The organism is Microbulbifer variabilis, assembly GCF_020524905.1.
Lineage (GTDB): Bacteria > Pseudomonadota > Gammaproteobacteria > Pseudomonadales > Cellvibrionaceae > Microbulbifer > Microbulbifer variabilis_A.
Map to the genome: position 1 here is coordinate 96,452 of NZ_JAIVKI010000006.1, position 14,506 is coordinate 110,957.

The following is a 14,506-nucleotide window of genomic DNA, read 5'->3' on the forward strand; positions in this document are numbered from 1 at the left end:
ATTTTTCTGAAAGCATAAGTAAATCTAAGGGAAATAAAAAATACAATTAAATGTAAAGTTAGAATTTTTATTGCAAAAATTACCGAAAATATATAAAAAGTTAACAAATACGCAACACGTCATTTCTACACTCCCCTCAGTCCTATTCGCTTAGGCGTAAAAACAAACAAAGTGTTCAGGCAGTCAATAATTTGATTTCAAGTTTTTACCTGCAAGTAAAATCTTTGATCAATATTCATAGGCTGCTCATATTTTGGATATTAATTCCTTTAGGGGGAAGTATGAAGCGTATACAAAATCGAGTTGTCTTGGCTGCCTTAATTACGGCTTTATTGGCAGGTTGCGATGGTGGTGGTGTGAGTGTTGAACCTAAGACCGTAGATAATTCAGTAGATAACTCTGTTGATAATACTGGAAACGGTTCTTCAGAAAACCCTTGTGCAATTATCGAAAGCTCTGGTGTGCAAGGTACCTACGAGAGTGGTAACTGTCGATATGGAACCGATTTTGTTTCTGCATCTAATCCTTTAACTGAAGATTTGTATCTCCCGGCACTTTCAGAAGGTGGAGCCCATATTTTTGATAGTAGTCTTTTCGTTGGTGAAAATTACTCTAGTGATACCGACTTACAGGCAGCTGGTATCACCAAGGGTGGTGATGGCGTGAAGCTGGAGATACAGGCTGGGACAACCGTTGCATTCAAGGATAACTCGGCTTTTATGGTCGTGAATCGTGGCTCACAAGTTTTTGCACGTGGTACTGAATCCGCACCAATTACTTTTACCTCTGAAACTGATGTTCGCGGTACTGTAACTGCTGATGCAGTATCCCAATGGGGTGGAATGGTTATCAATGGTTTTGGGGTTACCAATAAATGTAAATATAAAGGCTCTATTGATGACGGAGATTTGGTCCTGGATGGAGAGTGTCATGTTGCTGCCGAGGGGTCTACTGATGATAACACTTCATACTACGGCGGTGACAACAATGCGGATAACTCTGGTGAGCTTTCCTATGTCGTCGTAAAACATACTGGAGCTTTGGTCGCTAGTGGTGATGAACTAAATGGTATCTCATTTGATGCGGTTGGAAATGGGACTGTGGTAAACAATTTGCAGGCTTATTCCACTTTTGATGATGGGATTGAGTTCTTTGGTGGTGCAGTAGATATTAATAATTATGTTGCCCTTTATGTGCGAGATGACTCAATCGATATTGACGAAGGTTACCGTGGAAGCATCACCAATGCCCTGGTTATCCAGAGTGAAAATGATGGTAACCACTGTATTGAAGCGGATGGGATCGGCTCCTATGAAGACACGGTTGATTACACCTCTTTGATTAATCAGGGGCTCAATAGCCGCCCTATGATTGATGGTCTGACTTGCATCGTTTCTGCTCAAAAAGAGGGTACGCATGATCCGGGCGCTGGGTGGCGCCTGCGTGAGGGTATTTACCCGATGATTACCAACTCAATAATCGTTGCCTCATTTAAAGCTGACGAAACCGCCGATGATGGTAGCAACTACTGCCTGCGTATGGAGAGTGCTCAAACCCGCAACGAAGCGACCTCAGGAACAGAAGTGGTTTTGACTTCCAATATCTTCGCTTGTGAAGACCGCACCAAAACTGACGAAGTCTCCTTTGATCTTGAGACTTGGACTGTAAATAGCGGAAACCAGTTCGCTCCGATTTCGGGCGCTGTTAGCCCAACGGTCACTATCAATACTGATTTCATTTTACTGGATGGCACCCCTGCGATCTTCACCGTGCCCAGTGCCCAGCAGCGTATTGATAATGATGCGCCCACAGTGAATGCATATGAGCGCGCATACATGGGTGCCCTCGACTTAAATGGCACTGATTGGACTCAAGGTTGGACATACGGTCTTCACCAGGGTAACCGTGCACAACCTCTCTGGTTTGAATAGTTAGCTTTAGGGATTGTTAGGAGTTGTTCTCCTGAACTTACAGGGCGCCGCCTGCGCTGATGGGGTTGGCGCCCTGTTTGGTTTGGATACCCAATAATAGGAATGATAAGAGGCCCGTGTAATGGCTAAATATGAAAATTTCCAGAGAGTGCCGTTGGTAATCGCTATTACCGCGGCCTCTGCTATGGCTCCTGGTGTATTCGCCCAGGATGCAGATCTGGTGGAAGAAAGTGCTGGTACAACACAAGGGATTGAAGAAGTGGTAGTTCAGGGGCGCTTGCGGGACTCCGCGGAGGCCCTGGTCAGAGAGCGCCTGGAAGAAGAAGTGGTCACCGATATTCTCGGTGCCGAGATGATCGGCCGGGTGGGGGATTCAACTGTGGCTGCTGCGTTGCGTAGGGTGTCGGGACTGTCACTCGTGAGCGATAAGTTTATTTATGTGCGCGGATTGGGAGAGCGTTACTCCAGTACCACGCTGAATGGCGCGACTGTACCCTCACCGGACCTGACCCGAAATGTGATCCCTCTCGATTTATTCCCTACTTCTATAGTGGATTCCCTGGCTGTTCAGAAGAGTTACTCCGCCGATCAGGCTGCTAGCTTTGGTGGGGGTAATGTGGATATTCGCACAAAGGGAATTCCCGATGATCTGACTTATTCTGTAGAGTTAGGCACAGGAAGCAATACGGAAACCAGCGGAGAGGTTCTGAGTTATCAGGGTGGGGATGATGACATCTTCGGGACCGATGATGGTACCAGGGCACTCCCGGGAGAAATATCTGCAGCGCTAAAACGCTTTAGGGGAGGCTTGGGTATCTCCGATATCAGAAAAGTTCTGCTTGAGGAGGGAAATCAGTATGCCAGTGCGCAGGAAGCCGATGCTGCAGCCCAAACGCTAAATCGTCAACTGGCCTTAACTCTCAATCGTGATATTTCCATCGAAGAGGATTCCAGTGATCCGGATAAAGATGTGAAAGCGAATGTAGGCAATCGTTTTTATCTCAATGATCATTGGGAGTTGGGATTTCTGGCTGGAGCTTCTTATAAAAGTAAGTGGAGGGAGTCTGAGAGAACCCTGCGTAACTTTGGATCCCCCAAAGAGCAATTGAATAGCCGTAACAAGTCAACTTATTCAGTGGATATCAGCGGTAATTTGAATTTAGGGTTACGATTTGCTGATGAGCATGTGATTGAAACTACGAGTTTATTTCTTCGCAATACTGATGATGACACTTCTATCACCGACTACTTTAATGAGAACCGACAGGTATCGGACGGTTCTGGTTATCGTGAGTATTTGTTGAAGTATGAAGAGAGAGAGTTGGTCCTGAATCAGGTCAAGGGCAGCCATTCTCTGGGGCCTGAGACCAAAACCATTCTTCCCTTTGATCTCTTCAGCTGGGTTCCGGAAGAAGTGGTTGTTGACTGGTTTTATTCGGATGCAACAGCGACCACAGATATACCCAATCAGGTTGATGTCATTTCCGATACGGTTACTGATCCTGCAACGGGTGAAGTGCTTAGCTCTAAGGTAAGCACGGGCTCTCGAAGTGCGGGATTCCGATTTACAGAGCTTGAAGACGAAGTCAAAAATTATGGTTGGTCTGTCGTCTTGCCTCTAGAGTTTTCATCTTCAAGTTTGGAGTTGACGGGTGGCTTCGCCAGGATGGAGAAGGGGCGCTCATACAAGCAAACTGAGCTGCGCTTAGATATCTTCGGTGTGGTTAATGATGATGTACTAGCCGGCCCGCTGGACGAGGTATTTGGTGATGAAAATATCACAAGCGACGGTAATGACTACGTTTTCGACTTTGCGGGAAGTAACAAGCAAAGCTATTTAGCAGCCACGGCTACAGATGCAGTATTTGGCAAGTTTGATTGGACATTTTTTGAAACCTGGCGCGTTTCCGCTGGGGCTCGCTGGGAAGATTACAGTCAGGTGGCACTTGAATGGAACCCCTATGGCTACTCAATAAGTGACCCTCAGGTAATAACAGACCCAGATGACCTGTTGGAAGCGGTTTATGCTGAGGATGATATTTATCCCTCTTTCTCACTAATTTATATGGGAGCGTTTTGGGCGGAGACCTTCCAACTCCGTTTTGGAGTATCGAAAACAGCTGTACGACCCGATCTTCGTGAGATTACTGATGCGTTTTATATCGATCCTATTACTGATGAACAGGTGAAAGGTAACCCCAACGTTAGGCCTTCCGAAATTCATAATTATGATCTGCGTGCCGAGTGGTTCTTTGATAGTGGAGACAGCTTAACGATTTCCGCTTTTTATAAGGATGTAGTTGACCCAATCGAGTTCTTTGAGGCGGCTTCCAGTGATACCAATGTGGCCAGGGAAATTATTAATGCCGAGTCTGGAGAAATTACCGGCATTGAAATCGAAGGCATGAAGCAGCTTGGTTTCCTCGGTGGCTTTATGGATGGCTTCTTTGTGCAGGGTAATGTCACTCTACAGGAGACAGAGTTGGTTGCTGGAGATGAAGCGGATGCACCTACGAATCCGGTTCGGGAAATGACTGGGGCATCTGAATATGTTGTGAATATGCTAGTGGGTTTCGATAGCCCAGATGGCAAGCATTCTGCAACTTTGGGTTATAACGTATTTGGCGAACGTCTACACCTTGCAGGGCGTAACCTGGATCCAGATTCCTATGAGCAACCATTTCACTCGTTGGATCTGACTTACTCCTGGTACCCAACAGAAGAGGTGACAATAAAAACTAAAATGCAAAATTTGTTAGATGAGTCTATTGAGATTGAGCGTGATGGTGTCATTGTATTTGAAGAAAAACCGGGCCAGACCTTCACTTTGAGCGCTCAATATAAATTCTGATTTGTCCTCCTGATAATTCCTGCTTCCAGTTTCTGGAGGCGGGAGCTCATCCCGTTTCGCGTTCTTAAGAGAGTTCTGGCCAATAATACAGATACAAAAATGGCGCCCGAAGGCGCCAGAAAGCAAACTGCTTACATATTTGGGTAGTTGGGGCCGCCGCCACCTTCCGGAGTAATCCAGACAATATTCTGGGTTGGATCTTTGATATCACAGGTCTTACAGTGCACGCAGTTCTGCGCGTTAATCTGGAAGCGCTTGCCATTGGCATCTTCAACCACTTCATAAACTCCTGCGGGGCAGTAGCGCTGAGCCGGTTCATCATAGATCGGAAGATTGTGGTTCAGCGGAATCTCCGGATCCTTCAGGGTCAGGTGGCAAGGCTGGTCTTCTTCGTGATTGGTGTTGGAGATAAACACAGAAGACAACTTGTCAAAGCTGAGTACACCATCGGGTTTGGGGTAATCAATTTTTGCGCAGTCTGCAGCAGGTTTCAGCTGCGCGTGATCCGCTTTTGTGTCGCGCAGGGTCCAAGGCAGTTTACCTTTGAAGATATTGATATCGACAAATGCGTAGGCGGAACCGAGGATGTTGCCCCACTTGTGTTGTGCCGGGCCGAAGTTGCGCTGCATATGCAGTTCTTTCCAGGCCCAGCTATCGCGATATTTGGTGGTGTAATCGGTCAGCTCTTCGCTGGAACGCTCGGCGGCAAGGGCTTCCACAACAGACTCAGCGGCGATCATGCCGGACTTCATTGCGGTATGGTTGCCTTTGATTTTGGCGAAGTTGAGGGTGCCGGCGTTGTCACCGATCAGCAGGCCGCCGGGGAAGGTCATCTTCGGCTGGGACTGCAGGCCGCCCTTAATAATGGCACGTGCACCGTAGGCGACGCGCTGACCACCTTCCAAGTATTGTTTGATTACCGGGTGATGCTTGTAGCGCTGAAATTCGTCAAAGGGGCTTACGTGTGGGTTGCTGTAAGCAAGATCGGTGATCAGGCCAACCACAACTTGGTTGTCTTCCAGGTGATAAAGGAAGCCACCTCCGTGGGTGCCGCTCTGCTCCAGAGGCCAGCCTGCAGTGTGAACTACCAGACCTTGCTGGTGTTTGTCTGCAGGAACTTTCCAGATTTCCTTAATACCAATACCGTAATGTTGCGGATCGGCATCTGCATCCAGCTTAAAGCGCTCGATTAGTTGTTTGCCCAAGTGGCCGCGACAGCCCTCGGCAAAAAGAGTGTACTTGGCGTGCAGTTCCATGCCCGGCATATAGGAGTCTTTCTGCTCACCATTCAAGCCAATGCCCATATCGCCAGTGGCAATCCCTTTTACAGAGCCATCTTCGTTGTACAGAACTTCTGCAGCAGCGAAGCCGGGGAAGATCTCCACCCCCAGGTTTTCTGCCTGCTCGGCTAACCAGCGGCACAGGTTGCCGAGGCTGATAATATAATTACCCTCGTTGTGCATGGTGCTTGGCACAAACATGTTAGGGACTTTGATGGAGTTCTCATCGCTACGCAGAACGTAGATATCGTCGCCCTTGACCTCGGTGTTCAGAGGGGCGCCGCGCTCTTTCCAGTCTGGGAAGAGTTCATTCAGTGCGGTTGGCTCAAAAACTGCGCCAGAGAGAATGTGGGCACCGACCTCGGAGCCTTTCTCTACAACGCATACTGAGACGTCTTCATTGAGCTGGCGAATACGGCAGGCCGCTGCCAATCCGGCCGGACCGGCACCCACGATCACTACATCGTATTCCATTGATTCGCGTTCCACGGCACTCTCCTCAGCAGTTGTATTCAACTTTTTGCGGCCATTCCGGCCTTATCATTTATATAGATGGCGGATTATATAGGCGTTTATTCAACCCTACCAATTGCATGACTATTCAATTGCTATGGCAAATGTGCTGTATTTCAACGGCTTAGGGAGACCGAATAGATGGTTTCTATTTCCCGAAATAGATAGCGTGAATGGCAGCAGTGACTTCTATTTGGCTATTGATTTTGCCGTATAGAACCGCCACCATACACGCCGTTCAAACACTTGTTTGACCAGAACACCGTATCCGTTCGCGATGAGAATCGTCAGTCGCGGCTGTTAAAAAGCATATTTGAGACGGGATTTCCATGAAAGTTCTTGTAGCTGTGAAACGCGTTGTCGACTACAACGTCAAGGTTCGCCCCAAGGCGGACGGCACTGACGTTGATACCGCCAACGTCAAAATGTCTATCAACCCCTTCTGCGAAATCGCAGTAGAAGAGGCGGTTCGCTTGAAGGAAAAAGGCGTTGTTAGCGAGATAGTCGCCGTTTCCATGGGTCCCAAGCAGAGTCAGGAGCAAATCCGCACAGCACTGGCGCTGGGAGCCGACCGGGGCATTCTGGTTGAGACCGATGCCGAACTGCAGCCTCTGGCTGTCGCTAAGTGCCTGAAGGCGATTGTCGATAAAGAAGAGCCGCAGATGGTTATTCTTGGTAAACAGTCAATTGATGGCGACAACAACCAAACCGGCCAGATGCTGGGCGCCTTGACTGGCATGGGGCAGGGCACCTTCGCTTCCGAAGTGGTTGTTGAAGGCGATGCTGTAAAAGTCACTCGTGAAATCGATGGCGGTCTGCAAACTGTAGAGCTGAAGCTGCCGGCTATCGTGACCACTGACCTGCGCCTGAATGAGCCGCGCTACGCGTCTCTGCCGAATATCATGAAGGCTAAAAAGAAGCCTCTCGATACCACCACCCCGGATGAACTGGGCGTAGATATCACTCCGCGCACTAAAACCCTGAAAGTTGAGCCACCGGCCGAGCGTCAGGCTGGCGTTAAAGTTGCCGACGTTGCGGAACTGGTAGAGAAACTGAAAAACGAGGCGAAGGTAATCTGATGAGCATCCTGGTTATTGCTGAACACGACAACGCCGAACTGAAGGGCGCTACGCTCAACACTATTGCCGCAGTTAAAGCTATCGGTGGCGACATCGCCGTTCTGGTTGCTGGCGCGGGTTGTTCAGCCGTTGCTGACGCCGCAGCCAAAGCTGATGGCGTAAGCAAAGTATTGCTGGCTGACAATGCTGCCTACGAGCACCAACTGGCTGAAAACGTCGCCAAACTGGTTGCCGATCTGGGTAAAGATTATAGCCACATCCTGGCTCCTGCTACCACCACTGGTAAAAACATGCTGCCGCGCGCTGCTGCGCTGCTGGATGTTCAGCCTATCTCTGACATTATCTCTGTAGAGAGTGCCGACACTTTCAAGCGTCCGATCTACGCGGGTAACGTGATCGCGACCGTGCAGAGCTCTGATGCCATCAAGGTGATCTCCGTTCGTACTACTGCTTTTGACGCAGTGGCTGCAGAAGGCGGTAGCGCGGCTGTTGAGTCTGTGGATATTGCAGACGACGCTGGTGTCTCATCTTTTGTGGGTGAAGAGCTCGCCAAATCTGATCGCCCAGAGCTGACTGCTGCTAGCGTGGTCGTATCAGGTGGCCGCGGTATGCAGAATGGCGAAAACTTCGAGATGCTGTACAAGTTGGCAGACAAGCTGGGTGCGGCGGTTGGCGCCTCGCGCGCTGCTGTAGATGCTGGATTTGTACCCAACGACATGCAGGTTGGTCAGACCGGTAAGATCGTCGCTCCCGACCTGTATATCGCTGTTGGTATTTCCGGTGCTATCCAGCACTTGGCCGGCATGAAAGATTCCAAGGTTATCGTGGCTATCAACAAAGATGAAGAAGCTCCAATCTTCTCTGTTGCTGACTACGGCCTGGTAGCTGATTTGTTTGAAGCGGTCCCCGAGCTTGAAGCAAAGCTGTAATTCCTGATTAGTATACTGGTCAGTATTGAAAAGGCGGCGTGTTGCCGCCTTTTCGCATTTTTGGCTTCTGGACTACGGAACTAGTGTGCAATTTCGCGGACGAAGTGATGGTTTGCAACGTTTAACTGGGCAGGAGCGTTGCCTTTCCAAGGCGAAGGCAACAAAATAGGCGTCAAAAACCAATAACCTAAGAAAGTTGAACTTGTACGTGGGTATGTTCATGTCCCCATTAAAGCGAGCCATTGGCTCAGTTGGTAACGGCCTTGGCCAGGGTGATTCGCGCAGATCATTCTCTCGCGGCACCATGGCAGCATCCGTTGTGGGGCTGCTTTGGGTCTCTGGCAATCTGCTCGCCTATGGCTCATTGCTGATTCCTGTGGAGCCAGAGGAGTCTCTGCTTACCGAACGCAATGATAGTCGGGTGAGTGCCCCTGAGGCTGCTTCCATTCCAAATACCCCTTTCTTTGGTTATGCCGAAGCGAAGAAGCAAGAAACTATCCCCGAGGTTGACCTCTCTAACATCCCTGTAACCCAGTTGAATATTGTTCTTTCCGGGGTTTTGGATAACTCGGATAAGAGCAAAGCCAGTGCTTTGGTTGCTGAGAAGGGCAAGCCTGCTCAGCGATTGTTTGTGGGTGACTCCCTGCCCGGTGGCGCCGAACTTTATTCTGTTGAGGTAGACCATGTAGTTCTTCGTCGTAATGGCAGGATGGAAAAGCTGACATATCCCGAAATGGATGGTCGCCCGAGTGTCCCATTGAAAAATTATTCAAGCCTGGCGAGTAAGTCCAGACAAGACAGTAGTGCGGGAAGTTCTTCGAGGCGTGAGGCGAGTCAGGAAAGTATTCGAGAGCGGATGGAAAAGCTGCGTGAATTGGCTCGTGAGCGTCGTGCTCAGCGCCAGCCCCAATAAAACTGTCTAACTAGATTGTTTTGAGTTTTTTGAACATTTACTAGAGCCAGATAAATAATGATGAAGATGTTTTATCGACGGCTGATTGCGGTCGGGTTTGGTTTTTTTGTGTCTACTGCAACGCTGGCTCAAGGCCCGGAGAGAGTTACTCTTTCTCTCGACAATGCCGATGTACGCGATCTGATTAACTGGGCAGCCGATTTCACCGGTAAAAATATTATTGTCCACCCCAACGTAAAGGGCAAAGTCACCGTTGTTGCCGGTGACCCTATGACACACGAAGAAGCCTTTGATGTTTTTATGTCGGTGCTTCAAGTAAATGGTTTCAGCCTGGTAGAGCAGGGTGGTACCTGGAAAGTCGTACCCGATGCTCTCGCTAAACAACAGGCAATTCCTGTTGCGGATGAAAATACCCGTGCTCCCGCCGAATCACTGGTTGTCCGCACGGTTCGAGTTGAAAATATTTCTGCCTCCCAATTGATCGCCATGCTGCGTCCGCTGATTCCCCAGACCGGCCACTTGGCGGCTTATGCAGATACCAACACTTTGATCATTGCCGATCGTGCAGCAAATATTGATCAGATTGTACGCTTGGTTGATCAGCTAGACCGCGCCGGTGCGATTGATATTGAAGTGGTTCCCTTGATGTTTGCTTCCGCCAAGGAAGTTAAGCAAATCCTCAACGACTTATTGCAAGCATCTGGAGGTAAAAGTGCAGGCCAAGAGGTTCAGCCGCTGCGTATCGCAGTGGATGAGCGTTCCAACAGTGTGCTACTGACAGGTGATCCGGTAACCCGACAGCAAATTCGTACCGTTATCGATCGTTTGGACCAGCCACTGGATGGCGACGGTAATACGGCGGTGGTTTATATCCAGTATTCCAATGCCGCTGACCTAAAGCCGATTCTGGAGGGCATGAGCGGCAGCATCCAGAATACGGAGAAAGATCAGCAGGCTGCGAACGTTGAAGTCAGTATCCAGGTCAACGAATCTCTCAATGCCTTGATTCTCACAGCTCCCCCAGCGCTACTGGAAACGATGAAAGGCGTTATCGCACGTTTGGATGTTCGTCGTGCGCAGGTTTTGATAGAGGCGATTATTGTTGAGGTTAATGAAGAAACTAATAATAAGCTAGGTATCAGCTGGATCACGGGTGATGAAAATGCTGTTGCTGGCTGGAACAACCTGCCTTCAGAAGATGCTGATGGAAATATCAACCCTTTCTCTCTTCCTTATGAAAGTTTAACCGGGGTCAATGCATTACATTTGGGCTATCTGAGTGGCACCGACCTGCGAGTGGCAGTTAATGCGCTCGCTTCAGCCGGCAACACCAATATCCTATCCACACCGACCATTATGGCTCTGGATAACGAAGAGGCCGAGATTCTCGTAGGGCAAAACGTACCCTTCATTACCGGTGAGCAGTTGTTGTCCGGTAGTAATGGTGACCCCTTTACCACTATTCAGCGTGAAGATATTGGTACCACCCTTAAGGTCACTCCGCGAGTAAATAATAACAACTCGGTAACTCTGGAAATCGAACAGAAGGTGGAAAATCTCCTTTCTGCAGCAGTTGACACTGCTGTTGGAGCCTCTGACATCATCACAAGTAAGCGCGAGATTCGTACTAAGGTGTTGATTGATGATGGCGCCATCCTGGTATTGGGAGGGCTGATTGAGGATAAAGTTACCGATAATGAAGAAAAGGTACCTCTGCTGGGGGATATCCCAGGAATAGGCCGTTTATTCCGTAACACAACAAAGAAAGTTACCAAGACCAACCTGATGGTGTTCTTGAAGCCGAAAATCCTGAGCACCCAAGTGGCTGGCTACGAGGAAACCCGCAAGCGTTATATGGATATGCAGCAGAAGCAGATCTTCCTGAAAGACAGAACCAGCTTGCTGTGGGATTGGCACCGTGGCGATGCGCTGCCTGACCTGATGCCGCCAACAGGTACCTATAACGAAAGCCCGGCGCCGGTAGATGGCTCTATTAATGCTGTCGATAACCTGGAAGATGCTCTGGAAGGCACGCCGGAAGAAGTTGAGGTGCTGGAGGTCGAAGAATCTAAATGACGGTTGATACAGGAACAGGGACTCCAGCAATTCGTCGCCTCCCATATGCTTTCGCCAAGCGCCATAAGGTTCTGTTACTGGAGCAGGAGGGGCGTCCGCTATGCCAATACGTTGCGCCGCTGAGTCCCTCTGCGATTGCAGAAGTGCAGCGTATTAATGGCGGTGCAGTAAGTCTGGAATCAGTTGAAGATGAGATTTTCCAGTTGGCTCTACAGCGCCTCTACGAAAACCGTGAGGGGGGTAACCTCTCCGGGGTGGAGGGGCTGGGCGACGACTTGGACCTGGCTGCGATTGTAGATTCTCTGCCAGAAACGGAAGACTTGCTGGAGCAGGAAGACGATGCGCCCATCGTTAAGCTGATCAATGCGATTTTCGCGGAGTCCCTGAAGCAGGGCGCTTCGGATATTCATATTGAGACCTTCGAAAAACGTTTGGTAGTGCGCTTCCGGGTGGATGGTGTACTGCGTGAGGTACTGCAACCCCGGCGCGCCCTGGCACCGCTGTTGGTTTCCCGTATCAAGGTTATGGCCAAACTGGATATTGCCGAAAAGCGTATTCCCCAGGACGGCCGTATTTCGCTGCTGATGGCAGGGCGCGAAGTAGATGTGCGTGTCTCCACCATGCCATCCTCGGCAGGTGAAAGGGTGGTGATGCGCTTGCTCGACAAGCAGGCGGGGAAAATGGATCTGTCCAAGCTGGGTATGTCCGACCGGGACCTCAGTGTCATGACTGAGCTATTGGCCCACCCCCACGGCATTATTCTGGTTACGGGCCCGACGGGCTCGGGTAAAACGACCACCCTCTATGCTGGTCTCGGCAGTATTAACAGTCTCGAAAAAAATATTCTGACGGTGGAAGACCCGGTCGAATACAACCTGGAAGGGGTTGGACAGACCCAGGTCAATACCAAGGCTGATATGACTTTTGCCCGGGGTTTGCGCGCAATTTTGCGTCAGGACCCGGATGTTGTGATGATTGGTGAGATTCGAGACCTAGAAACTATGCAGATTGCCATCCAGGCGAGTTTGACAGGTCACTTGGTACTCTCAACTCTGCATACCAATACAGCACTAGGTGCTGTTACCCGTCTGATGGACATGGGCATCGAACCTTTCTTGCTGTCTTCCAGCTTGATCGGGGTCCTGGCGCAGCGTCTGGTCCGAGTGCTTTGCCCCACCTGTAAGCAACCCCATATCCCTGACGAGGGGGAAAGGGCAGTGCTCGGTATCGCTTCCGGTGATGAAGCCCTAATCTATCGTCCCAACGGTTGTGATCAATGCAACCATACCGGCTATGTGGGTCGAATCGGTATCTACGAGTTGGTGCCGCTCAATGAAATTATGCGCCAGTTGATTCATGACCGCGCCTCCGAAAGCAAGTTGGTAGCAGAGGCACGCAAGCTCGGGCCAAGTATTCGTGATGATGGTATTGCCAAGATCCTGGCAGGCAGGACTTCTCTCGAAGAGGTAATGCGGGTAACCCAGGAGTCCTGATCATGGCAGCGTTTGAGTACACAGCCCTCGCGGCATCCGGTCGAAAGAGCAAGGGGACCCTTGAGGCGGATAGCGCCCGCTCCGCGCGGCAACAGTTGCGAGCCAAGGGCATGGTGCCATTGGATGTCACCCCTGCCGCTGAGCAATCTGAGAAGAGCGCTGGTGGTTTCATGTCGGGAAGCCCCGGACTCAGCATTAAGAACCTGGCTCTGCTCACCCGACAGGTTGCCACTTTGTTGCGAGCCGGTATTCCTTTGGAGGAAACCCTGGGGGCAATTGCCAATCAGACCCGTAACCAAAAGATCCGGCGCGTAGTGCTTGCGGTACGCGGTAAAATTTTAGAGGGCCACAGTTTTGCTCAGGCCCTGGGCTGCTTTCCCAAAGCCTTCCCTAAGCTTTACCGGGCTACGGTGGAAGCTGGTGAGCATTCAGGGCACCTGGACGCGGTGTTGGAGCGCTTGGGTGACTATACAGAAGGTCAGCAACAGTTTCGCCAAAAGGTACAACTAGCACTGATTTACCCAATGGTATTGGTTTTTATTTGTGTGCTGGTAGTTACAGGCCTGATGGTTTACGTAGTGCCGGATGTGATCGAAGTCTTTACTGGCACCGGGCAAATTTTGCCTCTGCCCACTCGGATACTGGTATCACTGAGTGACTTTATTGCCGCTTGGGGCTGGTTAATACCGCCCACGTTGGGCGCTGTAATTGCGGGTGTGGTAATGATGCTGCGTCGCCCCGCCATTAAGTACAAGTTTCATCACCGTTTGCTGGAACTGCCTGTTATTGGCTGGATGGTTCGTGGTGCACAAAGTGCCCGCTACGTGGGAACCTTGGCAATTCTCACCGGCAGTAGTGTTCCATTGGTGCAGGCAATGGGTATCGCCCGTGGGGTAATGACCAATGAGTTTCTCAAAGATCGCCTGGAGACTGCTCAAAAGACTGTGCGTGAAGGGGGGAGCTTGCACAGGGCCATGGAGGATATTGGCTATTTCCCACCAATGATGATTTATATGATTGCCAGTGGTGAATCTTCCGGTACTCTGGACGAGATGTTACAGAGGGCTGCGGAATCCCAGGAGCAGGACTTACAAGGGGCTGTTACCGCTTTTGTGAGTCTGTTTGAACCGCTTATGTTACTTGTGATGGCCGCTATCGTACTATTTATCGTGATGGCTATCATGATGCCAATCATGAGCATGAACGAACTGGCTATGTAGAGCTCAAAGAGGTGTAGTCCACAGAATCGGGATGCAGGTTATTTAGGAGGGGAAGAAGATGAAATCCTTACTAAACAGCCGTGGCTTTACCCTACGCGAGGCCTCAAGGGTACTTATTGGTCTCGGTCTTGTTGGGGTGCTCGGCTTCCTACTGCTTTGATGGTGAAGATAAGCCTCTTTTTTTACAAAAACTGAATATTTTTAAATTGGGGTCACGATTC

The 14,506-nt window shown here is 49.9% G+C and carries 9 protein-coding genes; 8 read left to right on the top strand and 1 reads right to left on the bottom strand.

Features of this window, described 5'->3' with window-relative positions:
• The first annotated feature begins 281 nt into the window (after positions 1 to 281).
• Together LC073_RS09245 and LC073_RS09250 are read left to right on the top strand one after the other, a co-directional pair.
• On the top strand, positions 282 to 1,931 hold the full coding sequence (locus tag LC073_RS09245; protein ID WP_226646352.1) for a serine/threonine protein kinase: 1,650 nt from the start codon (positions 282 to 284) through the stop codon (positions 1,929 to 1,931).
• Positions 1,932 to 2,052: 121 nt separating this feature from the next.
• Complete coding sequence (locus tag LC073_RS09250; RefSeq protein ID WP_226646355.1) at positions 2,053 to 4,782, top strand: TonB-dependent receptor domain-containing protein; 2,730 nt, start codon at positions 2,053 to 2,055, stop codon at positions 4,780 to 4,782.
• A 131-nt stretch (positions 4,783 to 4,913) separates the two neighbouring features.
• Here the strand turns inward: LC073_RS09250 and LC073_RS09255 are convergent, their stop codons facing one another.
• On the bottom strand, positions 4,914 to 6,551 hold the full coding sequence (locus tag LC073_RS09255; RefSeq protein ID WP_413231443.1) for an electron transfer flavoprotein-ubiquinone oxidoreductase: 1,638 nt from the start codon (positions 6,549 to 6,551) through the stop codon (positions 4,914 to 4,916).
• Between the two features lie 353 nt (positions 6,552 to 6,904).
• Between LC073_RS09255 and LC073_RS09260 the strand changes: the two genes are divergently transcribed.
• The 6 genes from LC073_RS09260 (at position 6,905) to gspF (ending at position 14,285) form a co-directional block, all read left to right on the top strand.
• Positions 6,905 to 7,654, top strand: a complete 750-nt coding sequence (locus LC073_RS09260) for an electron transfer flavoprotein subunit beta/FixA family protein (protein WP_152453657.1) — start codon at positions 6,905 to 6,907, stop codon at positions 7,652 to 7,654.
• Positions 7,654 to 8,583, top strand: a complete 930-nt coding sequence (locus LC073_RS09265) for an electron transfer flavoprotein subunit alpha/FixB family protein (protein WP_226646356.1) — start codon at positions 7,654 to 7,656, stop codon at positions 8,581 to 8,583. Before LC073_RS09260 ends, LC073_RS09265 begins: the two co-directional genes overlap by 1 nt.
• A gap of 220 nt (positions 8,584 to 8,803) precedes the next feature.
• Positions 8,804 to 9,496 (top strand): type II secretion system protein N, encoded by a 693-nt coding sequence (locus LC073_RS09270; protein WP_226646357.1) that lies wholly within the window; start codon positions 8,804 to 8,806, stop codon positions 9,494 to 9,496.
• A 57-nt stretch (positions 9,497 to 9,553) separates the two neighbouring features.
• Positions 9,554 to 11,572: a type II secretion system secretin GspD gene (gene gspD / locus LC073_RS09275; protein WP_226646358.1), complete on the top strand. Its 2,019-nt coding sequence runs from the start codon at positions 9,554 to 9,556 to the stop codon at positions 11,570 to 11,572.
• Positions 11,569 to 13,065: a type II secretion system ATPase GspE gene (gspE, locus tag LC073_RS09280; RefSeq protein WP_226646359.1), complete on the top strand. Its 1,497-nt coding sequence runs from the start codon at positions 11,569 to 11,571 to the stop codon at positions 13,063 to 13,065. Before gspD ends, gspE begins: the two co-directional genes overlap by 4 nt.
• A gap of 2 nt (positions 13,066 to 13,067) precedes the next feature.
• Positions 13,068 to 14,285 carry a type II secretion system inner membrane protein GspF gene (gene gspF / locus LC073_RS09285; RefSeq protein WP_226646360.1) on the top strand — a complete coding sequence of 406 codons (1,218 nt, stop codon included), beginning with the start codon at positions 13,068 to 13,070 and terminating at the stop codon, positions 14,283 to 14,285.
• Positions 14,286 to 14,506: the final 221 nt, after the last annotated feature.